Annotated in this window: 21 protein-coding genes; 10 read left to right on the top strand and 11 right to left on the bottom strand. The window is 55.4% G+C overall.

The window, feature by feature from the left end; genetic code table 11:
- Positions 1–10: 10 nt before the first annotated feature.
- From U738_RS18515 to U738_RS18490, 6 genes are all read right to left on the bottom strand, one after another.
- Complete coding sequence (locus U738_RS18515) at positions 11–1,072, bottom strand: efflux RND transporter periplasmic adaptor subunit (protein ID WP_235208664.1); 1,062 nt, start codon at positions 1,070–1,072, stop codon at positions 11–13.
- 135 nt (positions 1,073–1,207) lie between these two features.
- Positions 1,208–4,309, bottom strand: a complete 3,102-nt coding sequence (gene ydiJ / locus U738_RS18510; RefSeq protein WP_035583941.1) for a D-2-hydroxyglutarate dehydrogenase YdiJ — start codon at positions 4,307–4,309, stop codon at positions 1,208–1,210.
- Between the two features lie 103 nt (positions 4,310–4,412).
- A complete protein-coding gene (locus U738_RS18505) occupies positions 4,413–5,003 on the bottom strand; it encodes a DUF4202 domain-containing protein (protein WP_035583939.1) in 591 nt (196 codons plus the stop codon).
- Between the two features lie 167 nt (positions 5,004–5,170).
- On the bottom strand, positions 5,171–6,418 hold the full coding sequence (locus U738_RS18500; RefSeq protein ID WP_035583938.1) for a dicarboxylate/amino acid:cation symporter: 1,248 nt from the start codon (positions 6,416–6,418) through the stop codon (positions 5,171–5,173).
- Between the two features lie 309 nt (positions 6,419–6,727).
- Positions 6,728–7,006, bottom strand: coding sequence for a type II toxin-antitoxin system RelE/ParE family toxin (locus U738_RS18495; RefSeq protein WP_035583936.1), 279 nt, complete (start codon positions 7,004–7,006; stop codon positions 6,728–6,730).
- Positions 7,003–7,287, bottom strand: a complete 285-nt coding sequence (locus tag U738_RS18490; protein WP_035583934.1) for a type II toxin-antitoxin system RelB/DinJ family antitoxin — start codon at positions 7,285–7,287, stop codon at positions 7,003–7,005. Before U738_RS18490 ends, U738_RS18495 begins: the two co-directional genes overlap by 4 nt.
- Positions 7,288–7,710: 423 nt before the next feature.
- Between U738_RS18490 and serS the strand changes: the two genes are divergently transcribed.
- On the top strand, positions 7,711–8,988 hold the full coding sequence (gene serS, locus U738_RS18485; RefSeq protein WP_035583932.1) for a serine--tRNA ligase: 1,278 nt from the start codon (positions 7,711–7,713) through the stop codon (positions 8,986–8,988).
- Here the strand turns inward: serS and U738_RS18480 are convergent.
- Entirely contained in the window at positions 8,933–9,787 is an 855-nt protein-coding gene (locus tag U738_RS18480; RefSeq protein ID WP_035583930.1) for an SIMPL domain-containing protein, read from the bottom strand. The genes serS and U738_RS18480 overlap by 56 nt on opposite strands.
- Positions 9,788–10,006: 219 nt before the next feature.
- On the opposite strand from U738_RS18480, the gene U738_RS18475 reads away from it, so the two are divergent.
- On the top strand, positions 10,007–11,104 hold the full coding sequence (locus U738_RS18475; protein ID WP_035583928.1) for an AI-2E family transporter: 1,098 nt from the start codon (positions 10,007–10,009) through the stop codon (positions 11,102–11,104).
- Positions 11,105–11,195: 91 nt separating this feature from the next.
- Here the strand turns inward: U738_RS18475 and trxA are convergent, their stop codons facing one another.
- On the bottom strand, positions 11,196–11,519 hold the full coding sequence (gene trxA / locus U738_RS18470; RefSeq protein WP_007113240.1) for a thioredoxin: 324 nt from the start codon (positions 11,517–11,519) through the stop codon (positions 11,196–11,198).
- 397 nt (positions 11,520–11,916) lie between these two features.
- On the opposite strand from trxA, the gene cysB reads away from it, so the two are divergent.
- Positions 11,917–12,891, top strand: a complete 975-nt coding sequence (gene cysB, locus U738_RS18465; RefSeq protein ID WP_035566650.1) for an HTH-type transcriptional regulator CysB — start codon at positions 11,917–11,919, stop codon at positions 12,889–12,891.
- A 13-nt stretch (positions 12,892–12,904) separates the two neighbouring features.
- Here cysB and U738_RS18460 read toward each other — a convergent pair whose 3' ends face one another.
- Entirely contained in the window at positions 12,905–13,525 is a 621-nt protein-coding gene (locus U738_RS18460; protein WP_035583926.1) for a phosphoadenosine phosphosulfate reductase domain-containing protein, read from the bottom strand.
- Positions 13,526–13,642: 117 nt separating this feature from the next.
- The gene (gene pabB / locus U738_RS18455) at positions 13,643–14,998 is read right to left on the bottom strand and encodes an aminodeoxychorismate synthase component I (protein ID WP_035583924.1); all 1,356 of its coding nucleotides are present in this window, start codon (positions 14,996–14,998) and stop codon (positions 13,643–13,645) included.
- Positions 14,999–15,258: 260 nt separating this feature from the next.
- Between pabB and U738_RS18450 the strand changes: the two genes are divergently transcribed.
- From U738_RS18450 to prpD, 6 genes are all read left to right on the top strand, one after another.
- A complete protein-coding gene (locus tag U738_RS18450) occupies positions 15,259–16,002 on the top strand; it encodes a GntR family transcriptional regulator (protein WP_035583923.1) in 744 nt (247 codons plus the stop codon).
- A 69-nt stretch (positions 16,003–16,071) separates the two neighbouring features.
- Positions 16,072–16,962 (top strand): methylisocitrate lyase, encoded by an 891-nt coding sequence (gene prpB, locus U738_RS18445; protein WP_035583921.1) that lies wholly within the window; start codon positions 16,072–16,074, stop codon positions 16,960–16,962.
- A 70-nt stretch (positions 16,963–17,032) separates the two neighbouring features.
- Positions 17,033–18,160, top strand: coding sequence for a bifunctional 2-methylcitrate synthase/citrate synthase (gene prpC / locus U738_RS18440; RefSeq protein WP_035583919.1), 1,128 nt, complete (start codon positions 17,033–17,035; stop codon positions 18,158–18,160).
- A 66-nt stretch (positions 18,161–18,226) separates the two neighbouring features.
- A complete protein-coding gene (acnD, locus tag U738_RS18435; protein ID WP_035583917.1) occupies positions 18,227–20,839 on the top strand; it encodes a Fe/S-dependent 2-methylisocitrate dehydratase AcnD in 2,613 nt (870 codons plus the stop codon).
- Positions 20,840–20,854: 15 nt separating this feature from the next.
- Complete coding sequence (prpF, locus tag U738_RS18430) at positions 20,855–22,033, top strand: 2-methylaconitate cis-trans isomerase PrpF (protein ID WP_035583914.1); 1,179 nt, start codon at positions 20,855–20,857, stop codon at positions 22,031–22,033.
- Between the two features lie 70 nt (positions 22,034–22,103).
- Complete coding sequence (gene prpD, locus U738_RS18425; RefSeq protein ID WP_035583911.1) at positions 22,104–23,612, top strand: 2-methylcitrate dehydratase; 1,509 nt, start codon at positions 22,104–22,106, stop codon at positions 23,610–23,612.
- Between the two features lie 79 nt (positions 23,613–23,691).
- On the opposite strand, the gene U738_RS18420 is transcribed toward prpD, so the two are convergent.
- The gene (locus U738_RS18420) at positions 23,692–23,973 is read right to left on the bottom strand and encodes a ComEA family DNA-binding protein (protein WP_035583909.1); all 282 of its coding nucleotides are present in this window, start codon (positions 23,971–23,973) and stop codon (positions 23,692–23,694) included.
- Between the two features lie 281 nt (positions 23,974–24,254).
- On the opposite strand from U738_RS18420, the gene pyrF reads away from it, so the two are divergent.
- Positions 24,255–24,956, top strand: coding sequence for an orotidine-5'-phosphate decarboxylase (gene pyrF / locus U738_RS18415; protein ID WP_035583907.1), 702 nt, complete (start codon positions 24,255–24,257; stop codon positions 24,954–24,956).
- Positions 24,957–24,971: the final 15 nt, after the last annotated feature.

Genomic DNA, 24,971 nt, shown 5'->3' with positions numbered 1-24,971 from the left:
GGCGGCTCCTTTAGTCGTCGCTTAGGGACACGCTTTGCCCCTCTTCAAGGCGTTCGTTGCCGACGACGATGACGCGATCACCCGCCGAGAGGCCCTCTTTGATGGCGACTTCGCCCTGGTGGCTACTGCCGATCTCAACCCGCTGTTCAAACGCTTGCCACGTCTCCTCCTCTTGGCGGGTGAGCCAAACGCTAACGCTACCATCCGGTCGGCGGATTAGCGCATCCCGCGGCACGCTGGGGCCACTTTCGCCGTTAAGCTGCAAACGGCCTTCTACGGCCATGCCTGGGAGCATTTCCAGTGGCTCTTCCGGCACCGCGCGGAGTAGAAACTGCCGTGAACGGGCATCAAGGGGAATGCGCGCTAGTGTTCGCGCTGGGTACCACTGATCACTACCCTCTAAACGCACCTCTAGCTGCGAGCCTTCAAAGCGCTGGTAGGCGGAGAGCGGTACTGAAAAATCCAGCGTCAGGGCAGATAAATCAATCAGCGTCAGCAGCGTATCGCCGGGGTTGACCCACTCACCCACATTGCTCTCCCGCTGGGTGACCATGCCATCAAAGGGGGCACGTATTTGGTGACGCTCCAGCTGTAGTTGGGTGAGCGAGTAATCCGCTTCCCGTGCTTCCAGCGCGGCCTGAGCAGCGGCTAAAACACTTTCACGCTGGCGGCGTTCGCTTGCGGCAATACTTTGCGCCGAGAGCTGGTTGGCCTCGCTCACCAAGCGTTGGGCTTCGTCGCGCTCAGCTTCGGCCTGGGCCAAGTCGGCGCGGGCACGCTGGCTCTCCAGGCTAATGTCGCGGGTATCGAGGGAGAGTAGCGGTTGGTCCTGAGTGACGGTGTCGCCCATCTCTACCGTTAGTTCGCTGACCTGACCCGCTTCAGCGCTCGACAACTGTGAGGTTTGCGGAGCGGTGACGCTACCGGTGAGCGGCAAAATCTCTACCCGGGGAGTGTCTTCGACCACCTGCGTTTCAACGCGGCTTTCCTGGGCGACAGCTGTGACCGTCAGGCTTAGCATAAGCACAACGCCAGCGCCTAGGCGGGCCAAGGTGGGGAGTAAAGGCAGCAAGAGGGCTCCTGAAAAATGGACACGTTGGTAGAGAGCGTGACAGCTTTTTGTGCTGCACACCAATTATTATATCAACGTTAGACAAGAAGTCTTCTGAGTACAACGACACCTTGCTCGCTGTTTGTTTATCACGCCCTAGTGCCGCTTCAATGCAGCCAATAGCGCTTGCAATGGATGGGGCAGCACTTGCTTCGAGTAACGTTTCACCTGGCTGCGGCAGGAGTAGCCGGTAGCCAGTAGCCTGCCACTGTTTTCCGTGGCCTCTACCTGAGGTTGCCACGACTGGGCGTATATGGTTTTTGAGGTGGCGGCGTTGCGGGTTTCGTGGCCGTAGGTGCCGGACATGCCGCAGCAGCCACTGGCCATCAGTTCGAGCTCTAACCCAAACGCCGCGAACACCTGCTGCCACGCCTTGGGGCTACCCGGCGCGTTGGTTTTCTCGGTGCAGTGGGAGAGCAGCTTAAAGCCTGGGTCGGTTAGCTGGAGCTGGTTGGGCGCTAGCGTGTTAATGCGGGTCGCCAGCCACTCCTGCAGCATCAGCACTTCCGGCACCGCCTCATTGCCCAGCGCTTTAACGTACTCTTGCCGGTAGGTCAGCGTCATCGCCGGGTCGATACCGACCATGGGTATATCAAAGCGCGCCAGGGTGCGGAGCCGCTCGGCCTGCTTGGCGGCGGTGCGCTCGAAGGCGCCCAAAAAGCCCTGCACCTGGAGCGGTTTGCCGTTCGCGGAAAAGGGCATCACAAACACGCGTAGATTGAGCCGAGACAACAGCTCCACCACGTCCATTACCAGCTTGGCTTCAAAGTGGGTGGTGAAAGCATCCTGGACGATAATCACGCTATTGGCGCGCTGCTGTTCGGTTAATAGCGCCAGCGAGAGCGGCGTTGCTTCAGCGATGCCCCAGGCCTTCAGCTGTTTCTTCACGCTGGCGCGAGAGAGGGCGGGTGAATCACTCATGCCCAATGTGCTGCGCATTAGTTTTTCCACCCAGCCCTGGCCAATCACCGCGTTATACAGCGGTGCGGCCTTGGCCAGGGTGGGCAGCATAAACTCGGTGCCGCCGATCACGTAGTCGCGCAGCGGGCGCAGGTAGCGGCCATGGTAGACCTCTAGAAACTGTGAGCGAAACTGGGGGACATTGACCTTGATGGGGCATTGCCCCGCGCAGGATTTACACGCCAAACAGCCCGCCATAGCGTCGTAAACCTCGTGGGAGTAGTCGTGGTGCTGCTTGCGGCTTAGTGTGTTCGCCACCCGCAGTGGAAGGCTTTTAATAAAGCCCCAGCCGCCTTCGACTTTCTTCTTACGTGACTCTTCAACGACGTCGATCCCTGCCTGTGACTGTAGGCGTAGCCATTCGCGGATCAAGCTAGCGCGGCCTTTGGGCGAGTGGCGGCGGTCCCGCGTTGCCTTCCACGAAGGGCACATGGGGTCGTCAAAGTCATAGTTGTAGCAGGCGCCGTTGCCGTTGCAGTAGACCGCAGCGTCGTAAGCCTGCCAGGCACGCTCGTCGATGGTGCGGTCAAACTGGCCGCGCATGGGTACGCCATCGATGGTGAGTAGATCGGGGTCGCTATCCTTGGCGATTAGCGCGCTATCTTCGGCAGGTGATGCGATTTTGCCAGGGTTAAGCTGATTAAACGGATCAAACGCCGCTTTGACCCGCTGTAGGCTAGGGTAGAGTTCGCCAAAGAATTTGGGCGCGTACTCCGAGCGCACGCCCTTGCCGTGTTCGCCCCACAGCAGGCCACCATATTTCTGGGTAAGTGCTGCCACCTCATCGGAAACTTCACGAATCAGTTTTTCCTGTTCGGGATCCTTCATATCGATGGCGGGGCGCACGTGCAGCACTCCCGCATCCACATGGCCAAACATGCCGTATGAAAGCCCTCGGGCATCCAGCGCGGCGCGGAACTCGGCGATAAAATCGGCTAGATGCTCTGGCGGTACGGCGGTGTCTTCCACAAAGGCAATGGGTCGCTTCTCGCCCTGCACGTTGCCAAGCAGGCCCACCGAGCGTTTGCGCATGGCGTAGACTTTCTGGATCTGCCCTCGCCCTTCGGCCAGGGTGTAGCCTAGCCGCGCTACGGCGGTGTCTTGGCTTAGCTGTTCAGTAAATGCCCTTACCCGCTCGGCGAGGGCGCTTTCATCGTCGTCATTAAACTCGATCAGGTTAATACCGCGAATGGGTTCGCTATCGGTTGCCGGGAAAAACGCTGCCACGCTGTCCCAGACAAAGTCCTCCATGGCCAGTTGAAGCACTGTGTCATCCACCGTTTCGATGGAGGTTGGCCGAGCGCTGGCGGCTTTCAGCGTTTTGGCATCCCGCAAGGCGTCCATAAAGCTGGTATAGCGCACATTGACCAGTGTGGAGTGCTTGGGGATCGGCAACACGTTCAGCACGGCTTCGTTTAGAAAGCCCAATGAGCCTTCTGAGCCGCACAGCAGGCTGTTGAGATTAAGCTGGCCTTCATCATCGCGCAGGTGGGCTAAATCGTAGCCGGTTAAACAGCGGTTGAGCGGCGGAAATTTTGACTCTATCAGGCCGCGCTGCTGGTCGATAATCTCGGCGGCGGTGGTATGCACGCGACCAAGAATGCCTTCCTGCTGGCGCTCAGTCTGCTCTTCATCCTGGGTTAACGCACGACTGTGCAGATGCTTGCCGCCGATCAGAACGGTATCGAGTTCCAGCACGTGGTCGCGGGTTTTGCCGTATTCGCAGCTGCCCTGGCCACTGGCATCGGTGGAAATCATGCCGCCAATGGTGGCGCGATTGGAGGTGGAGAGTTCTGGGGCGAAAAACAGCCCATGGGGTTTTAGCGCAGCGTTGAGCTGGTCTTTGATCACCCCGGCCTGGACGCGTACCCGACGGTTTTCAACATCGATGTTAAGGATTTGGTTCATATGGCGGGAGATATCCACCACAATGCCGTCTGTGAGTGACTGACCGTTAGTGCCGGTGCCGCCGCCGCGGGGCGTTAACACAATCCCTCGATGGGTGGTTTGCGCGGCCAGCCGGGTCAGGCGCTCAATATCTTCTGCGTGCTTGGGGTAAACCGCTGCCTGGGGCAAAAGCTGATAAATCGAGTTGTCCGTTGCCAGCACCGTGCGGTTGGCATAATCGGGGGCTATTTCGCCCTCAAAGCCGCGGGTTTTGAGGGCTTGTAGAAATCGCACGTAATCTTTGCCCAAACGTTCAAACGGGGCGGTACGGGTGTCCAAGGATGCAATCATAGTTGATCAGGCCGTCAGTGCCGGGGGGCGCAATAAAAGAAGACCGCTACTTTACCGCAGCGGCTGCCCGGCTGCATCTCACGCTAGCGCTTTACTCCACACCTTATTCCGCTCCTAGGGCCTCTTTTACCAGCGCTAATGAGGCGTCAGTCATTGGCAGCGTTAGGGCCAATTCGTGGGCGCGGGGCGACATTTTGCGCCAAGTCATTTGCACAATACGTACCATATGGTCGTGCTCGATCTTGCGCGAGAAATCGGCAAAGTAGTTTTCTAAGAATACCAAGCAGGCGCAATCTTCCAGTGCCTGCACATCGGCGTCTCGACCCAGGCCTTTTTTACCAATAATTTTCGCGGCTCGGTCGGCGTCTTCGTCACTGTAGCCAGCATCGCGCATTAGCTGAGCGGTCGTCTCGCCCGCGCGCTTGCCCTGGTCACGCCGCCAAGTTAAATAACCCACGCGTCCTTCAGGATACTCTTCCCGCGGTACCAACCAGCGCTGCAAGTGCTGGGCCCGAACGGCTAATCGAAGCACTTCATCCGGTGCGTCATGCACATGGTCTAGCCACCCACTCATGCGCTGAGCATAGGCCAGTTCCTGGGGCATTGATGTGTCATCGGCGAGGGTGGTGGAACGTGGATCCTCGGCATGCAGGGCATCGATGGCGGCAAGCGTTTGATCAAAAGCGGTAGGCATGGCAGCGGTGCTCGGCTGGAAAGTGGTCGACAATAGAGACTAGGTTGCCGAGAAACCGCACGAATCACAACTGCTGTAGGTGGGGAGGTTATGAAAAAGGGAAGCATCGCGTCCGCTGCTAACCACAGCGGACGCTTTTTCATACGCTATAAATGCTAGCGTCAAAATTAGCGGTGGTTGTAGATTTCTTCGTTAAGTTCACCCTCGCTTTTACCCACCAGGGTCGTCACCATTAAATCACCGGCGACGTTGACGCTGGTGCGTGCCATATCAAGGATACGATCAATCCCTGCGACCACGGCGATGGCTTCCAACGGCAGGCCAACCTGCGCCATCACAATCGAGAGCATAATCAAGCCTGCGCCCGGCACCCCCGCAGTGCCAATGGAAGCCAGCGTGCCGGTGGCGACAATCATGCCGTAATCCATCATGCTCAAATCTGTACCGGTCATTTGGGCAATAAATAGCACCACTACGCCCTGATAAAGCGCGGTGCCATCCATATTGATGGTGGCGCCCACGGGCAGTACAAACCCAGAAACTCCTTCAGAAACGCCAAGGTTCTTTTGAGCACAGCGGATCGAGACCGGCAGGGTGCCCGCAGAGGAGGCGGACGAGAACGCCACCACAATAGCGTCCAGGCTGCCCTGCAAATAGCGCATAGGATTTAGCCGACCCAGTAGCGAGATAAAGCCTGAGTAGATCACTAGCACGTGCAGGATACTGGCCAGGTATGCCACGCCAATCAGTTTGGCCAGTGGTAGCAGTATCTCTAAGCCGTACTGGCCCGAGACGTGGGCGATTAAGCCAAATACGCCGAACGGGGCGAAGGCCATCACAATGCCGGTGAGCTTGTACATCGCCTCGGCAAAGCTGTCGAATACCTTCATTACTGGCTCGCCTTTATCGCCAATCAGCGTCAGCGAAATACCCAAACCAATGGCAAACACAATGATCTGCATAATGTTGCCGTTGGCTAGGGCGTCCAGCGGGTTACGCGGCACTAAGTTAACCAGAATAGAGACCAGTGATGGCGCTTCGCTGGCGGCCACTTCAGAATCGAAGCTTAAATCAACACCCACGCCCGGCTGCAGAAGGGTGGAAAGCACCAAGCCGATAGAGATAGCAAAGGCGGTAGTGACCAAATAGAGCGTAATGGTGCGCGCGCCAATGCGGCCCATTTTCTGAGGGTCGCGCATGGAGGTAATACCCACCACCAAAGTGGAAAATACCAGCGGCACAATCAGCATCATAATGGCGTTAATAAAAATATCGCCCAGCGGCTTAAACACGCTGGCGGTTTCACCTAGCAGCGCTCCCGCTAAAATACCCAGCGCCAACCCTGCGAGAATCTTCTTCCATAGGGCAATTCGTCGCCACCAAGCAAACTTTCCTTGCTGTGCTGTCTCCTGCACTGCCTTTCTCCTGTCCAAAAGTGTGAAAACCTATTATTCATCGATTCGCCAGTCGAATCGGCGGGCACTCTATCACTTTTGACTAATGAGCGGGGGTGGTTATGCCGAGTGGTAATAGTGCATGCGGTCGCTTCGATCATTCTACTTAGCTAGCGGCGCGGCTGTAGTTGGGGGCTTGAAGCGTGGCTATCAAAATAGGGAGTTCAGATGCACGGTCATGTAGGGCACACTTCTCACCATAGTGATAATCAGAGAATAGCGTCTACTTATCCGCTAGAAATATACCTATCTGCTGTCTCGCTAAGTTGATCATTCAATCGGAAACTTTTGTTTTTGATGAAGCACTCGCATGATGCGAATAGTGGGGCCATCCACCCAGTAGGAAATAATCAGCGATACTTCAGGGACGATAAGCAATCTGCCTGGAATACCCTCTCTTTGCACACCCATCATCGGTTGCTCGAGCAGGTTTTCAGCTTTAGCTTCGATCATGTCATCAGTTTTCTCCGCCACTAAAGGGTTAAATTCGTAAAGAAACTCGAAGATCACCTCACGATCATTAAGGGACTCTTCTTCCCAAAAAATCATGGCGTAGCTCGATGGCGGATTTTAGCTTTGCGTTCAGCCATATGGGCTTTCGCGCTTTCATGATCAATGAAGGAAGCTTTTCCCTCATCATATTTCTCAAACGCCCGATTAACTTGCTGTGTCAACCATGTATCGTGAGATAACATCTTGCGCTGTTGCTCAGCCAGTTGCTCGGTAAATTCACGGCAGGCATCACTAAGCGTTCGCCCCTGGCTCTCAGCCATTTGTTGGCTTAAACGTTTTGTTTCCTCATCAACACGAAACTGAATTCTGGTGTCCATGGTGAGTTCCTATCCAAATCTATGCGTGTGTACAGATGTTAGCACAAGTGTGACTGGCAAGGTGGCTGACGAGTTTAGGTGAATCATGTGTGCGCGATGACGATTAAGCAGTTCTGATGCTGCGAGGGAGATCCATCTTAGAGTTTCAATCCACGCGCCCATGTAGGGCGCGACAGTCATGAGTGAGCGTAAAAGTGCGACGATTTAGGTGGCATTTGCATGGCTCAACATGATTAATTATTTAGTCACCTTAGCCTTAAAGTATCCCCTTTTTCTATAGCTAAATGTTTACACTGTACAAGCTATTGCTTAGCCCCTGAGGCCACCCATAGCCCCCCGCCGCGCTTTTGCCTACAATAGACCCCTTTATGCACGCGCATTGGCGCGGTGCTTTTATTGTTTTCAGGCCAAGGGACAGGATTCATGCTCGATCCGAAACTGCTGCGCGGTGATCTTGACACGGTTGCTCATCAACTGGCCCGCCGGGGCTTTGTGCTTGATAAGGCGGGGCTACAGGTGCTGGAGTCGCGTCGCCGCGAGCTGCAAACGCAAACCGAGCAGCTGCAAAACGAGCGTAATATGCGCTCCAAAGCAATTGGCAAGGCCAAGGCTAACGGTGAAGATATTCAGCCGCTGCTAGATGAAGTCAGCGATTTAGGCGATCGCCTGGATAAAGCCAAGAAAGAATTGGCCGAGGTGCAGGAAGAGTGGGACGACGCCATTAGCGGTATTCCCAACCTGCCCCACGAAAGCGTGCCGGAAGGCAAAAGCGAAGACGATAACGTTGAACTACACCGTTGGGGCACGCCGCGGGCGTTTGATTTCAAGGTGCTGGATCACGTTGATCTGGGTAAGAAGTCGGGCTATCTCGATTTTGAGCTGGCGGCTAAAATCACCGGTGCTCGCTTTGCGGTCATGCGTGGGCCGATCGCGCGCCTGCATCGGGCGCTGGCGCAATTTATGCTGGATACCCAAACCGAGCAGCACGGTTATGAAGAGTGCTACGTGCCGTATATGGTCAACCGTGATTCGCTTATGGGCACCGGCCAACTGCCGAAGTTTGGCGAAGATCTGTTTAGGCTAGACGATGAGCGCGAATACCACCTGATTCCCACTTCAGAAGTGCCGCTGACCAATTTTGTGCGCGATGAAATTGTCGAGCAGGCGGCGCTGCCGATGAAGCTTACCGCCCATACGCCGTGTTTCCGCAGTGAGGCGGGCTCCCACGGGCGCGATACTCGCGGCATGATCCGTCAGCACCAGTTCGATAAAGTCGAAATGGTACAGATCGTAGAGCCGGAGACGAGCTACGCAGCGCTGGAAGAGATGCGCGGCCATGCGGAGGCGATCCTGCAGGCGCTGGAGTTGCCGTATCGCGTAGTAACGCTTTGCACTGGGGATATGGGCTTTGGGGCCACGAAGACTTATGACTTGGAAGTCTGGCTGCCCAGCCAGGAGACTTACCGGGAAATATCGTCGGTCTCTAACTGCGAAGATTTCCAGGCCCGGCGTATGCAAGCGCGGTATCGCCATCCGGATGCTAAAAAGCCACAGCTGCTGCATACGCTGAACGGTTCAGGGCTGGCGGTTGGTCGTTGCCTGCTGGCGGTGCTTGAAAACCACCAGCAGGCGGATGGCTCGGTAACTATTCCTGAGCCGCTACGTCGCTATCTGGGCGGCGTGGAGCGTCTGGCCCTTTAAGCGCCCACTCAACGCTAACCCCGGCATCAATACGAATGGTGCCGGGGCTGTAATCACTGGCGGCACCCGATTGGTTGGCAGCAGAATCGCTTTCTGCCCGCATTGCCATCATGCGTGGTTGGAAAATAGGCGATTGGGTCTCTTCAATGCGCTGCACATGGTCAAGCTCGGCATCTAAGCTGTCGGCCATCAAATTGGCCTTGTGTTGCGCTTTCTCTAGCGCTTTAACCAGTGCTTCGTCGGTGGCTGCATCACGGTCTTGCAGGTCAAACTGAACACCGTCCAGTGAGTTAACACCGGCGGCTATTAGCGCGTCTAATACTTGGCTTAACTGATCCAGGTCGGTTAGTTCGACGGTGATTGGGCGCTCAAGGCGCGTGCGCTGCAGGGTTTCATGCTCACCGTCTTCATTGCGGGGCCCTTGAACATGTTCAGGATAGACATTCAGCGAGCCCGCATTAATAGCGTTGCGTTCAAGGCCGGTGGCTTCCATCTGTTCGATTAATTCGCTGGCGCGGCTCTCCAAACGCTCGCGGGCATCGCTAAGTGCGCTACTATCGCTCTCTTCCAAGGTGGAAAGAGCGGGAGTGTTCTCCCATAGCCGTGCATTTAAAGTGGCTTTGTCAGGCTCTACCTCCACCCATGACTGTGCTTGAACATGTAGGCTGGGTTGTGGCGGAGTGGGCGGTGAAGCGTGTGCTAAAGGCGCGCTTAGGAGTGCCAGCAGGGCACTGCCAAGCAGACCGTAGCCTAGAAATTGAGAGCGCAGCCGCGTAGAGATAGGTGATATTGCTTTCATAGATGGCTTCCTTAATGAGCGGACAATCGTGCCGCTAAGTTAATACCCGGTTTTACAAAAGCTGTTTCAAGAAGTTAGGGCAGACGGAGCTTGGAAGCGCAGTGGAAAAGAAAGTTCAGCAGGGAAGAGTGAACGCAAAACAGTTGCTTATTATTTGCACGGTTTGTGCAATATGCCGTATGCAGCCATTATACACTGACAGCAAGCTAAGGATGGATTATGCCGAAATTATCGGATGAGGATTACCGCAGTATACCGCTCCATGCCACCTTGGCGCTCGCCGCCTTGGTCGTGATTATTGCGGGCATGAAAGCAGGCGCTGATCTACTCGTGCCGCTGTTACTGGCGATATTTATTGCGGTAGTGTGCACCTCACCTGTGCAGTGGCTGCATCGCTGTGGCTTAAGTATGCGGGTGTCGGCCTTTCTAACCTTGATGGTGTTACTGGGGTTTTTATCGCTTATTGGTCTGCTGGTGGTCAACAGCTTTAGTACCTTTGTGACGGCGTTGCCGGAAATCGAGTCGCGGCTATATGAACAGTACTGGAACTTGCTTAATGCGCTCTCTTCACGAGGGTTAGCGATTAATCCCGACCAGATCAACTCGCTGTTCGAGATGGATGATGAAGGCTCCTGGATGCCAGAGGTATTGAGCCAGCTTGGTAACCTCTTTATGCAGAGCATCATTGTCGGGTTACTGGTCATCTTTATGCTGTTTGAAACCCTAAATGTGCGCGACAAAATTTCCCGTGCCTTGGAAAATCCTGCACCTAGCTTGAAACGCTTTAGTGAGTTCAGCTTAACGCTGAAGCGCTATCTGGCTGTTAAGACGGTTATTAGCCTGGCAACGGGCGCGTTGGTTTGGCTTTCTTGCATGGTCGTTGGGGTTGATTTTCCGCTGCTATGGGGCGTGCTGGCGTTTGCCCTCAACTTTATCCCCAATATCGGCTCAGCCATTGCTGCCATTCCTCCCGTGCTATTGCTCTTGGTCTCCCAAGATGGCGGCGCCTTTCAGGCACTACTGCTGGCTTCCGCTTATCTGGTGATCAACTTTGTACTCGGCAATTTGATCGAACCGCGGGTAATGGGGCAGGCGTTGGGGCTTTCTACCTTTGTGGCGTTTTTATCGCTGGTGGTATGGGGGTGGATTTTTGGTGCGGCGGGGATGCTGCTGTCGGTGGTGCTGACAATGACGCTTAAGATTGCTCTCGATAGTCATCCACAAACCCGTTGGATTGCTCGACTGCTAGGGCCAGGGAAACGTCGCGTGAAAGACGGTCGGGCGAGTGATGCAAACTTGCCACCCTGGAAGCGATAAGGCGAAAGAAGTGAACTGAGTAGTAATCGAACTGGGTAGCAGGACAGCTACCGCCGACAGGGTCGGCGGTAGTTTTACGCGGGCACATTCATCAAGCGTTTTGTTCGATGAACTGCGTCAGTTGTGATTTAGATTGCGCGCCAACCAGTGAAGCGACTTTGGTGCCGGACTTAAACAGCATCACGGTAGGTACACCGCGCACGCCTTGTTCGGCCGCAATTTCAGGTGCATCGTCGACATTAACGCTAACCACTTTCAGGCTCTCCTGACGTTCTGCAGCTACTTCATCCACAACCGGGGCCATGACCTTGCACGGGCCACACCAGGGCGCCCAGAATTTCATTAGCACAGGCTGTTCAGCGTTGAGGACTTCTTGCTCAAAATTGGCGTTGGTGACATCAACATTATTAGCCATTTGCTTCTCCGTTTGCGTTGCTCTTGCTGTTTCGTTGCCTCAAATGGAGCAACGGTCATTACGCGATCAATCGGCGCTCTTTCACCACGCCACGTGACTATCGCGATAAGCGTGGGCAGATGTTAGCGGGCGCGAAGGTTGCTGGCAAATTTCCTGCATAGTGAGTTAACTAAATAGCAGAAATTAAAGGGTGCCGATAGCACATATTTTTTATAATATAAAAGTATTATTTTGGTGTTTTTTATTCTATATGGTGCTGTAGAGTGCCGAATCGACAACACGACCTCTCAGATGCGATGAGCAGTAGCGCTTTAGGGTGTTGGTTGAATGTGTTGTTAGGGTTTGTTGATAGGTACGGTCTACATAGATCTGTTTAGAGAATAAATAAGGTGAGGATATGAAGCTACAACAGCTACGCTATATCTGGGAAGTCAATCGACATAACCTAAACGTCTCAGCCACAGCGCAAAGTCTATTTACCTCACAGCCAGGGATCTCCAAACAGATACGGTTGTTGGAAGATGAGCTTGGCGTCGAAATTTTTGCCCGCAGCGGGAAGCACCTGACACGGGTTACGCCAGCCGGGCAGTCGATTATTGACTTGGCCGGGCAGGTTCTGCGCCTCACCGAAAACATCAAGCAGGTGGCCCAGGAGCATAGCGACGAGCGCCGCGGTAGCCTAGCCATTGCGACGACTCATACTCAAGCTCGCTACGCGCTGCCGCCCATTATCAGCGAATTTACTCTGAAATACCCCGATGTGGCGCTGCATATGCAGCAGGGTACGCCTAAGCAGATCGCGCAGATGGTCAGTGAAGGTCAGGCAGATTTTGCTATTGCGACCGAATCGCTAGAACTATTTACCGATTTAGTGCTGTTGCCGTGCTATCGCTGGAACCGCTGCGTATTGGTGCCTAAGGGTCATCCTTTGGCAACCCATAACGGCCCGCTGACACTAGAAGCGCTCGCTGAACATCCGTTGGTGACCTATGTGTTTGGATTTACCGGCCGCTCGCAGTTAGACGATGCCTTTAAAGCCAAGGGCCTAACGCCCAATGTGGTGCTAACCGCCGCCGATGCTGACGTGATCAAAACCTACGTGCGGTTGGGCATGGGGGTTGGCATTGTGGCGCATATGGCCGTGGATGAAGCGCTTGATGATGATTTGGTAGCGCTCGATGCTAGCCACTTATTTGCTAGCTCCACGACCAAGATTGGTATTCGTCGTGGCACTTTTATGCGCGGCTATATGTATGATTTTTTAGAGCGTTTTGCGCCTCATTTAACCCGCGACCGGGTAGAGGAAGCGCTAATGGCAGGCCCGCGTCATGAACAGTCTCTATTCGATGACTTAGACCTGCCTGAGTATTAATCTGCTGTGTGAATCAGTGCTGTAAATGCAGCCCGCATTCACGCTTCTCTTCCACCTTGGTAGGGTCGAAGTAGTCGAAGTTGTTGGGCAGATTATGCGCCTGTAGGTACTGGTACATATCTTTGGCACTCCACTGCAGCAGCGGAGCAACTTTCAATAGGCCGTCGCTGTTGCGGCTAACCGGCTGCATTTTGGCCCGCTCCGCGGTGTCTTCGGCGCGCAGCGCGGTAAACCATACGTCGGGCTGCATTTCACGCAGCGCGCGCTCAAAGGGCTCGATTTTGACTTCCTGAGTAAAGGCCGCGTGGCGCGGGTCGTCGATACCGGGCATGGGGCCTTCCAGCGCTTCACGATGGGCGCGGGTGCGCTGGGGGATAAAGCTCACCAGATTGAGATTGAGCTGTTTAATGACCTCATCAGCAAATTGATAGGTCGCCTCAGTATTGTAGCCGCTGTCCATCCATACAATGGGAATATCCGGGCGTACCTGGGTGACCATATGCAGAATCACCGCCTCAAAAGGGCGAAAATTGGTGGTGCAAATAGGTCGGGCGCCCTGAGCCAGTGCCCACTCAACTAACCCTTGAGGATTGTTGGCGAAATCTCTGTTAATCGCTTCAAGCTCTGAGGACATGCTGCCTCCTAATCGAAAGTTAAATAATACTGACTAGGCTACCAAACAGGAGGCAGCGAACCCCAATACCGTTTAGTTTGGCTTTTATATTCCTTTTTGATATAGAGCTTGCGCTGCTTATTCCAAAGCGCCAATTAGGTGGCGGATTTTATCCAGCGTCTCGGTGTACTCTTCCTCCGCTTGGGAGTCTGCCACCAAGCCCCCGCCGCCCCATACATGCAGTCTTCCCGCCTCGGCCACCATGGTGCGAATAGCGATGGAGGTATCCATGCTGCCGCGTACATCCACATAGCCAAGGCTGCCGCAATACACGCTGCGATGGCAGGGCTCCAGTTCATCGATAATCTGCATCGCACGAATCTTGGGTGCGCCGGTAATGGAGCCGCCGGGAAACGCCGCCTTAAGTAGTGCCAGCGGGGTGTAGTGTTCGGCCAGGGTTCCCTGCACTACGCTAACCAAGTGGTGCACGTTGGGGTAGCTCTCTAAGTGGCATAGCTGCGGTACGCGAATGGATCCCGGCTGGCAGACGCGGCCCAGGTCATTGCGCAGCAGATCGACAATCATCACATTCTCAGCGCGGTCTTTAGTACTGCTTATTAGCTGCTCAGCCAGCGCCTGATCCTCTTCAAGCGTTGCGCCGCGCGGGCGGGTGCCTTTAATTGGACGGGTTTCGACTTCGCGGTTGCGGCACTGAATAAACCGTTCGGGTGAAAGCGAGAGCACGGCCTTGTCATCCCAGGCCATAAAGCCTGAATAGGGCGTGGGGGTGGCTTTTCGCAACTGTCGGTACGCCTGCCACTCATCCCCCTGGTAGTCGGCATAAAAACGCTGGGCCAGGTTGATTTGATAGCAGTCACCCGCCCGAATATAGCGTTGTACGGCGTTAAAGCGCGTCACGTATTGGGCGTGGCTAAGCTCGGCCTTAAAGGCACCCGTTAGGGTAAAGGATTTAGTCGGCGTTGGCGTCTGAGTCAGCCAGCTCTCCACCTGCTCACGGCGCTCTGGTGAGGCGATTAACCACGCCTGTTGGGTCACGTGGTCGAGCGTAATACACCAGTCGTAAAGCCCTAAACGGGCTTGCGGTAGTGGTGCCGGGCTCGCCTGTCGACTTGGGATTGATAAGCTTTTACGGCCTAAATCGTAACCCCAGTAGCCAATCAGCCCGCCGAGAAAAGGTAGGTCGCTGCACTCATCAAAGGTGTCTAATTGATCCAGTAGCCACTGCTGAAGACCAAACACATCGTTGACAAAGTGTGCCGGGGGGCTAAGTTGATCCGACACGACATTGGTGTCGCCATGATGAGTAACTTCCAACGTAGCGAGTGGGTCGCTACTGATAATATCAAAGCGACCGGTGGCGATAGGTCGGCCGCTATCGAGTAGTACCGCGCCGGGCCTTTCACGCAGGCAGGCGAATATCCCCAATGGATCGGGTGAGTAGGGCAGGGCAGATATCGTCAACGCCTTGATCATTAAGCAAACGCCTAGCCAGTAAAGGGCGAGCTATTTTAGAGGGGCGTAGACGATGACACCAGTGCACGGCTTCGACGCCTTTCTCACGCAGAGCCTTATCGATAGTTTTACGCACAATAATGACTTGATTGTTGACAGCAAGGGTTTTGTTGCGCCTGCTAATACAACGAAAGGGGTATAAAATCGGCTAACAAGGTTAGTTGACGGTTTAATTGGCACGCGCTAGAGTCTGTGTACTTTCCAATTGTCGACAATTAATTATGGCTCCTCTCGCTACTTCCTCATTAAACGCCACGGAAAATTCGCCTGAATCGAATTCTTCAGAAGTGCGCACGCTCGCCGAGCGGGTATTTAATCAGCTCCAGGATGCCATCGTCCGCGGCGAACTGGCCCCTGGCAGTAAAATCACCGAACCGGGATTGTCTAAAACCTACGGCATATCACGGGGGCCACTGCGCGAGGCAATGCGGCGTCTGGAAGCGCACCGCCTGATTGAGCGCGTTCCTCATGTGGGCGCCCGTGTTGTCCAGCTCTCAATGAAAGAGCTGCTAGAGCTGTTTGATCTGCGCGAAGCCCTGGAAAGCATGGCCGCCCGGCTGGCCGCAGAAAATATGACGCCGGAAGAGGTTCAGGGCCTGCGGGATGTGCTGGCGCTACACGAAGGCCAGGCGGACTTAAAGCGTGGCGAAGCTTACTACCAGCGTGAGGGCGATCTCGATTTTCATTACTGCATCGTGCAGGGCAGCCACAACAAGATGCTAATGAACCTGCTCTGCGACGACCTTTACTACCTTGTGCGCCTCTACCGGACCCAGTTTAGTGCCAGTGGCACCCGGCCTCAGCGCGCTTTTGTAGAGCACCACCGCATTGTCGATGCCATTGAGGCGGGTGATGCGGAGTTGGCCGAGCTATTGATGCGCCGTCATGTCAGCGCCTCTCGAGCCAATGTGGCCGATCGCTACGCCGCGGCTCTCGAACAGTCAGTATCTAAATCACAACGCTAGAACATAACTAAAAAGTAGCTAAACCAGAGCTTATCCAAAGCTCCGCCAGATCAACAGGAGAAACGCCCCATGTCCCAGATGACTCCCGGCGCCCGCTTTCGGGCCGCGCTTGAGGCTAACCGCCCGCTGCCCATTTTAGGCACTATCAATGCCTACACTGCGCTAATGGCCGATAAAGTGGGCCATCAGGCCATTTACCTCTCCGGTGGCGGTGTGGCGAATGCCTCGTTCGGCTTGCCGGATCTGGGCATGACCACCATGAACGATGTGGTGGAGGATGCTCATCGCATTTGCGGCGCCACCGAGCTACCGCTGCTGGTGGATATCGATACCGGTTGGGGCGGCGCTTTCAATATTGCTCGCACCGTCAAAGAGATGCAGCGCGCTGGCGTGGCGGCGGTTCATATGGAAGACCAGGTGGCGCAAAAGCGCTGTGGTCACCGTCCGAATAAAGCGATTGTTTCCCAGCAGGAAATGGTTGACCGCATTAAAGCCGCAGCGGATGCCAAGATTGATCCTGACTTCTATTTGATTGCCCGCACCGATGCGTTCCAGAAAGAGGGACTTGATGCGGCCATTGAACGGGCTAACGCCTGTGTGGAAGCGGGCGCGGATGCCATCTTCGCCGAGGCCGTGCACACCCTGGACGATTACAAAGCCTTCTGCCAGAGGGTCAATGCGCCGATTTTAGCTAACATCACCGAATTTGGTGCGACCCCACTGTTTACTCAAACAGAGCTTGGCGACGTTGGCTGCCGTATGGTGCTTTATCCGCTCTCCGCGTTCCGCGCCATGAACGCCGCGGCACTGCAGGTTTACCAAAGCATCCTCGACAACGGCCACCAAAAAGACGTTGTACCGCTGATGCAAACCCGCGACGAGCTCTACGACTTCCTGAACTACCACGATTTTGAACAGAAGCTGGACGCCCTGTTTGCTGAAAAAGGCGATGACCAGTAGGCCAAACGCCAATGTAACGAACCACCATATTCATAAAAAATATTAAAAAAGTAACGATAGGAGACACACCATGGCTGATAAACCCGTGACAGGTGCAGGACTACGTGGCCAAAGTGCCGGTTCCACCGCGCTGTGTACGGTAGGCAAAACAGGTTCAGGCCTGACCTACCGTGGCTTCGATATCAAAGAGTTAGCTGAAAAAGCCAAATTTGAAGAAGTGGCTTACCTACTGTTAAAGGGCAAGCTGCCCAATCAAGCCGAGCTGGATCACTACACCAGCAAACTGAAAAGCCTGCGTGGGCTGCCCGATGCGCTGAAAACGGTGCTTGAGCAGATCCCTAAAGATGCCCACCCGATGGATGTGATGCGCACCGGCACCTCAATGTTAGGCAATCTGGAAACCGAGGAGAACTTTGATCAGCAGCAGGACGTCGCCGACCGGCTGCTAGCCGTGCTGCCCTCAATTATCTGCTACTGGTACCGCTTCTCCCACGACGGCGTACGCATCGATACCGAAACGGATGATGTCTCGGTAGGCGGTCACTTCTTGAATATGCTGCGCGGCGAGCCCGCTTCTGAGCTGCATGCGCGGGTAATGAACGTATCGCTGATTCTCTATGCCGAGCACGAGTTTAACGCCTCTACCTTTACCGCTCGGGTCTGCGCCTCGACGCTTTCTGATATGCACTCCTGCGTGACCGGTGCGATTGGCTCGCTACGCGGCCCACTGCACGGCGGCGCTAACGAGGCTGCCATGGCGATGATCGAAGATTGGCAGTCGCCTGAAGAAGCAGAAAGCAAGATTATGGGCATGCTGGAGCGCAAGGATAAGATCATGGGCTTCGGCCACGCGATCTATCGCGAGTCCGACCCACGCAATGCGATTATCAAAGAGTGGTCAAAAAAGCTGGCTGATGATGTCGGCGATAAAGTGCTTTACCCGGTTTCCGAGCGGGTTGAAGAGGTCATGTGGCGGGAGAAGAAACTGTTCTGTAACGCTGATTTCTTTCATGCCAGTGCGTACCACTTTATGGACATTCCCACCAAGCTGTTCACGCCGATTTTTGTTATGTCGCGGCTCACCGGCTGGGCGGCACACGTGTTTGAACAGCGCGCCAATAACCGCATTATTCGCCCCAGCGCCGATTACACGGGTCCCGAGAAGAGCGAGTGGGTGCCGATAGAAGCGCGAGACTGATCCGCGTGCTGCCCGGTGGCTTGGCCACCGGGCTTTTTTCCGCCCCTTCTTGTGAGTCTGCCTGCTATGAATACCGATTACCGTAAACCTCTGCCCGGCACAGCGCTTGAGTTTTTTGATGCTCGCGAGGCAGTGGAAGATATCCAGCCCGGTGCCTATGCACAGCTGCCCTATACCTCCCGCGTGCTGGCCGAACAGCTGGTGCGCCGCTGCGATCCTGCGCTGCTCACCGATGCCTTGAAACAATTGATTGAGCGCAAAAGCGACCTGGATTTCCCCTGGTACCCGGCACGCGTGGTCTGTCACGACATCCTGGGCCAAACCGCGCTGGTCGATCTTGCCGGACTACGCGACGCCATTGCGGAAAAGGGCGGCGACCCCGCCAAAGTGAATCCCGTAGTGCCGACCCAGTTAATTGTTGATCACTCGTTGGCAGTGGAGCATGCAGGATCGGAAGAGGGTGCCTTTGAGAAAAACCGTGCCATTGAAGATCGCCGCAACGATGACCGTTTTCACTTTATCAACTGGACCAAAACGGCCTTTGAGAACGTCGATGTGATTCCCCCCGGTAACGGCATTATGCACCAGATTAATCTGGAGAAGATGTCGCCGGTGGTGCAAAACCGCGATGGCATTGCCTACCCGGATACCTGTGTGGGCACCGATAGCCATACGCCCATGGTTGATGCTTTGGGCGTTATCTCCGTGGGCGTGGGTGGTCTGGAGGCCGAAAGCGTGATGCTGGGCCGTGCTTCCATGATGCGCCTGCCGGATATCGTCGGCGTAGAGTTGACCGGCAAACTGCAGCCAGGCATTACCGGCACCGATATGGTGCTGGCGATTACCGAATTCCTGCGTAAAGAGCGGGTGGTCGGTGCTTATCTGGAATTTTACGGCGAAGGAGCCAATGCGCTTACCGTGGGTGACCGCGCCACGATCTCGAATATGACCCCCGAGTACGGCGCCACGGCGGCGATGTTCTATATTGACGGCCAAACTATCGATTACCTGAAACTTACCGGTCGCGAGGACGAACAGGTAGCGCTGGTCGAAACCTATGCCAAGCATACTGGCCTGTGGGCGGACAGCTTGAGCGAGGTTGAGTATGAGCGAGTGCTGACATTTGACCTCTCGTCGGTCACCCGCACCCTGGCAGGCCCCTCCAATCCCCATGCCCACCTGCCTACTTCAGAGCTTGCCCAGCGCGGTATTGCCGTGGGGCTTGAGGCGGCGCAGGCGGAAGAGAAGGCCGGTAAAATGCCCGATGGCGCGGTGATCATCGCCGCCATTACCAGCTGCACCAATACTTCTAACCCCCGCAATATGGTAGCCGCCGGGCTGATTGCCCGTAACGCTAACCGGCTGGGTCTGCTGCGCAAGCCCTGGGTGAAGTCGTCGCTGGCGCCAGGCTCAAAAACCGTCAAGATGTATCTGGAAGAGGCCGGTTTGATGAGCGAACTGGAAAATCTCGGCTTCGGGGTGGTGGCCTACGCTTGCACCACTTGCAACGGGATGTCTGGGGCGCTGGAGCCAAAAATTGCCCAGGAAATTATCGAGCGAGACCTTTACGCCACGGCGGTGCTTTCCGGTAACCGTAACTTTGATGGTCGGATTCACCCCCACGCCCAGCAGGCCTTTTTAGCGTCACCGCCGCTGGTGGTCGCCTACGCCATTGCGGGCACCATTCGCTTTGATATTGAGAAAGATATTCTGGGTATCGATCAAGCGGGTAACCCCGTTACCTTGAAGGATATCTGGCCCGCCGATGAGGAGATCGACGCCATTGTCAAAGCGTCGGTAAAACCGGAGCAGTTCCGCCAGACCTATATTCCCATGTTCGACCTGGATAAAAGCGCCCGGGCCCAGGTGAGCCCGCTGTATGACTGGCGGCCCCAGAGCACCTATATCCGTCGCCCGCCCTACTGGGAAGGCAATATGGCCAAAGTGCGCACCCTCAAAGGCATGCGGCCGCTGGCGATACTGCCAGACAATATCACTACCGATCATCTGTCGCCCTCCAACGCGATTCAGTTGAACAGCGCGGCGGGTGAGTATCTGGATAAAATGGGCGTGCCGGAGGAGGACTTCAACTCCTACGCCACCCACCGTGGCGATCACCTCACTGCACAGCGCGCCACCTTCGCCAACCCCAAGCTGTTTAACGAGATGGTGCGCGACGCTGACGGCAAAGTAAAACAGGGGTCGTTGGCGCGGATAGAGCCAGAGGGCGAAGTGACCCGCATGTGGGAAGCCATCGAAACCTATATGGCGCGTAAGCAGCCGCTGATTATTATCGCCGGGGCGGATTACGGCCAGGGCTCTTCCCGGGACTGGGCAGCCAAAGGCGTGGCACTAGCGGGCGTAGAAGCAATTGCTGCCGAAGGCTTTGAGCGTATTCACCGCACCAACCTGATCGGCATGGGGGTGATGCCGCTGGAGTTTGAACCCGGCACCACTCGCATAACCCTAGGCCTGGATGGCACCGAAACCTTTGATGTCGTAGGCGCAGTTTCGCCAGGCGCGCAGCTTTCCTTGGTGATCCATCGCGACAGCGGTGACAGCGAGCGGGTAGCGGTGAAGTGCCGTTTGGATACCGCCGAGGAGGTGTCGATCTACACCGCCGGTGGCGTACTGCAGCGTTTTGCTCAGGACTTTCTTGAATCCACCAGCGCTGCATAGCCGGAGAGAATGCTTATGCCTTATGCCCCTCAGATTAAAATCCCCGCCACCTATATGCGTGGCGGCACCAGTAAGGGTGTGTTTTTTAAACTTAGCGATCTACCCGAAGCCGCCCAGCAGCCGGGCGTTGCGCGGGATCAACTGTTGTTGCGGGTTATTGGCAGTCCCGACCCTTATGAGAAGCAGATTGATGGTATGGGGGCAGCGACCTCCAGTACCAGCAAAACGGTGATTTTGTCGAAAAGCGACTCTCCCGAGCATGATGTGGATTATCTGTTTGGTCAGGTTTCCATCGATAAACCCTTTGTGGATTGGAGCGGCAACTGTGGCAATCTCTCCGCGGCGGTAGGCCCCTTTGCGATTGCCAATGGCTTGGTTGACCCGGCCCGTATCCCCGAAAATGGGGTGGTTGAGGTGCGCATTTGGCAGGCGAATATCCACAAAACCATTGTGTCGCGAGTGCCGATTAGTAACGGGGAAGTACAGGAAACAGGCGACTTTGAGCTTGATGGGGTGACCTTTCCCGCGGCTGAAATTCCAGTGGCGTTTATGGATCCGGCCGACGGGGAGGGGGCAATTTTCCCTACCGGTAACCTGATTGACCAGCTTGACGTTCCAGGCGTAGGAATATTGAAAGCAACGCTGATTAATGCCGGTATCCCCACGGTGTTTATAAATGCCGCTGATATTGGCTATACCGGCACGGAGCTGCAGGAGGCCATCAACGGCGACAGCAAAGCACTTAAGATGTTTGAAACCATTCGTGCCCACGGCGCTGTGCTTATGGGGCTGATCAGTGACATCAGCGAAGCCGCTAACCGTCAACATACGCCCAAAGTCGCTTTTGTAGGGCCTCCCGCAGACTATCTCTCATCAAGTGGTAAAAGCGTAAAGGCTGCTGACATTGATTTGGTGGTACGAGCACTCTCCATGGGCAAGCTACACCATGCCATGATGGGCACCGCCGCAGTGGCTATTGCTGCAGCCGCGGCCATTGAAGGTACGCTAGTTAACTTGGCAGCAGGTGGCGGCAAACTTAATGCCGTCACCTTTGGGCATCCTTCGGGTAGCCTGCGCGTCGGTGCAGAAGCAAATCTGATAGAGGGGCGTTGGCATATCGAGCAGGCGGTGATGAGTCGCAGCGCCCGGGTATTGATGGAAGGATGGGTAAGAATTCCTGATGACAGCTTTTAGGGCGCGTTCCTTGGGCCATACTGACTTTGAGCCATACTGAGTAGGTGATTCAACCGCAGGAGAGAGCGCTATGTTTTCCAGACCGTCTGCAAAATCGACAGTCACATCCGAAGCCAATGAGCGGCCTGATTACGACCCCGAGCTACAGGCGATCGCCGACTATGTACTCAATTATCAGGTGGCGTCCGATGAAGCACTGGAAACTGCCCGCTACTGCTTAATGGACACGCTGGGTTGTGGGCTGTTGGCGCTGCGTTTTCCTGAATGCACCAAGCACCTTGGGCCGATAGTCGAAGGCACAGTGGTGCCCTTTGGGGCACGGGTGCCGGGTACCTCGCTACGCCTTGACCCGGTGAAGGCGGCGTGGGACATCGGCTGTATCATCCGCTGGTTGGATTATAACGACACCTGGCTTGCCGCCGAGTGGGGCCATCCCTCCGATAATCTTGGTGCGATACTTGCCGTCGCTGACCATCTCTCCCAGCAGCGGGTCGCTCAAGGTGAAGCGCCACTGGTGATGCGTGATGTGCTCAACACCATGGTTATGGCCCATGAGATTCAGGGCGTGCTGGCGCTGGAGAATAGCTTCAATCGTGTCGGCCTTGACCATGTGGTGCTGGTCAAAGTCGCATCCACGGCGGTGGCCGCCAAGCTTTTGGGTGCCAACCGCGAGCAGCTGCTGTCGGCACTCTCCCACGCATGGGTGGATGGCCAAAGCCTGCGCACCTATCGCCACGCGCCCAATGCCGGGTCGCGTAAAAGCTGGGCCGCTGGGGACGCCACTTCACGGGGCGTGCGCTTGGCAGATATCGCCCTGCGCGGTGAAATGGGTATTCCCAGTGCATTATCGGCGCCCCAGTGGGGGTTCTACGATGTGCTGTTTAGCCATGCCAACAAAGATTTGAGCCTGAAGCCGGAAGCTGACCGCCGCCTACGCTTTCAGCGCGAATTCGGCAGCTACGTGATGGAGAATATTCTGTTTAAAATCTCCTTCCCCGCTGAGTTTCACGCCCAAACCGCTTGCGAAGCCGCTGTGACGCTGCACCCTCAGGTGAAAGATCGACTAGATGAGATCGATAAGATCGTGCTCACCACCCACGATTCAGCCATTCGGATTATTTCTAAAACCGGCGCGCTCGCCAATCCAGCGGACCGCGACCACTGCTTGCAATATATGACTGCGGTGCCGCTTATCTTCGGCGCGCTGACCGCGGAGCACTATGAAGATAGCTTCCATGCGGCCCATCCGCTGATAGATGAGCTGCGTGACAAGATGGTGGTGGAGGAGAATACTGAATATTCAGCGGCTTATCACGACCCGGATAAACGCTCTATCGCTAATGCGGTGCAGGTGTTTTTCAACGATGGCACGTCAACTGATCACATCGCGGTAGAGTACCCGGTCGGCCATCGGCGTCGGCGAGAAGAGGGGATGCCGTTATTAGTTGAGAAGTTTGAGCGCCATTTGGCGACACGTTTTGCGGCAAGTCGTTGCCAAGCCATTACTGAGCTATGTCGCCAACAGACAGCGCTTGAAGCCTTGCCCGTACACAAATTTATGGATTTGTGGATGATTTAAGGCGTGTCTCAACAATAGCCCGATGCTTATGCCACCGGGCTATTGTAGTGGTTTACGAAAGATAGGCTCCCCAATAAGTCTATTCAAACGTTACTTGTTCGCGCATGCGGTCCACCGTGGCAGGGCCAATGCCGCTGACGCGTTCAAGATCCTCAACGCTTTCAAAGGCGCCATTGGCTTCACGCTCTTCAATGAGCGCTTCAGCCCGGCTGGGACCAATGCCCGGTAGTTCGGCCAGTAGTTCAGCGTCGGCGGTATTGACGTTAATCGGGGCCACTTCTTGAGCCATCACGCCACTTGAAAGTCCTAAGCTAACGCTAAGCAGTAGTGCGGCCAACATTGCTTTAAGTGTCATGTTCATCCTCAATGATCCTTTTAATAACGTTGGAGTACGTGGGTTGCATAGACGACGTTGGGTAGTGGTTTTTACCCATGCCCAAGTTATTGATGAGCAAGATAAGCGCCGCTGCATTATTAACTTAGCTTTATTGAAAGCGCGTTTCTGTAAGAGATCTATGACGGCGTTTGTAAGTTTTTAGCTATCGATATATGGCAAAAGGCTTACATATAGCTTACATGTGGGGGGCGCGAGGAGAGGGAAGAGGCTGATACAATGGCCGAAAACGTATTTGGAGCAAGGTTGTGGCCACCGATTCCCCGATTATTATTGCCCTTGACTATCCCTCCCTAGATGCTGCGCTGTGTATGGCTGATCAACTAGATCCCGCCCGCTGCCGGGTGAAAGTGGGTAAAGAGCTGTTCACCCGCAGCGGCCCCGCTGTGCTTGAGGCGTTACACGGGCGTGGCTTTGAAGTATTTCTGGATCTTAAATTTCACGATATTCCCAACACCGTAGCCAGCGCCGTGCAGGCGGCGGCGGAGCAGGGTGTGTGGATGGTCAACGTGCACGCTAGCGGGGGGCGGCGGATGATGGAGGCGGCTGTGCAGCGCCTGGATCAGCACGCTTTAACGACCCACTTAATCGCCGTCACTGTATTGACCAGTATGCAGGCCGACGATTTGGCGGAGTTAGGCATAAAGGCCCCGCTGGCCGAGCACGTGGAGCGCTTGGCGCTGCTGGCGAAGCAGAGTGGTTTGCAAGGAGTGGTCTGCTCAGCCCAGGAGTCAGCGCGGATTAAAACCCTATGCGGCGAGTCTTTCTTGAAGGTGACCCCCGGTATTCGGCCAAGCTTTGCAGCCGCTAATGACCAGCAGCGGACGATGAGCCCCAGCGAAGCCATTGAGGCGGGGAGTAGTCATCTGGTGATAGGGCGACCTGTTACTCAGGCCGAGGACCCTATGGCCGCGCTGGAGGCGATTGAGGCTGAGTTGGCGCACCGCTAAACGAATAGCACGGCT

Source organism: Halomonas sp. TG39a, from assembly GCF_000744395.1.
GTDB lineage: Bacteria > Pseudomonadota > Gammaproteobacteria > Pseudomonadales > Halomonadaceae > Vreelandella > Vreelandella ventosae_B.
Note: the sequence above shows the minus strand (reverse complement) of the source record. Positions and strands in the feature narration are given on the sequence as shown.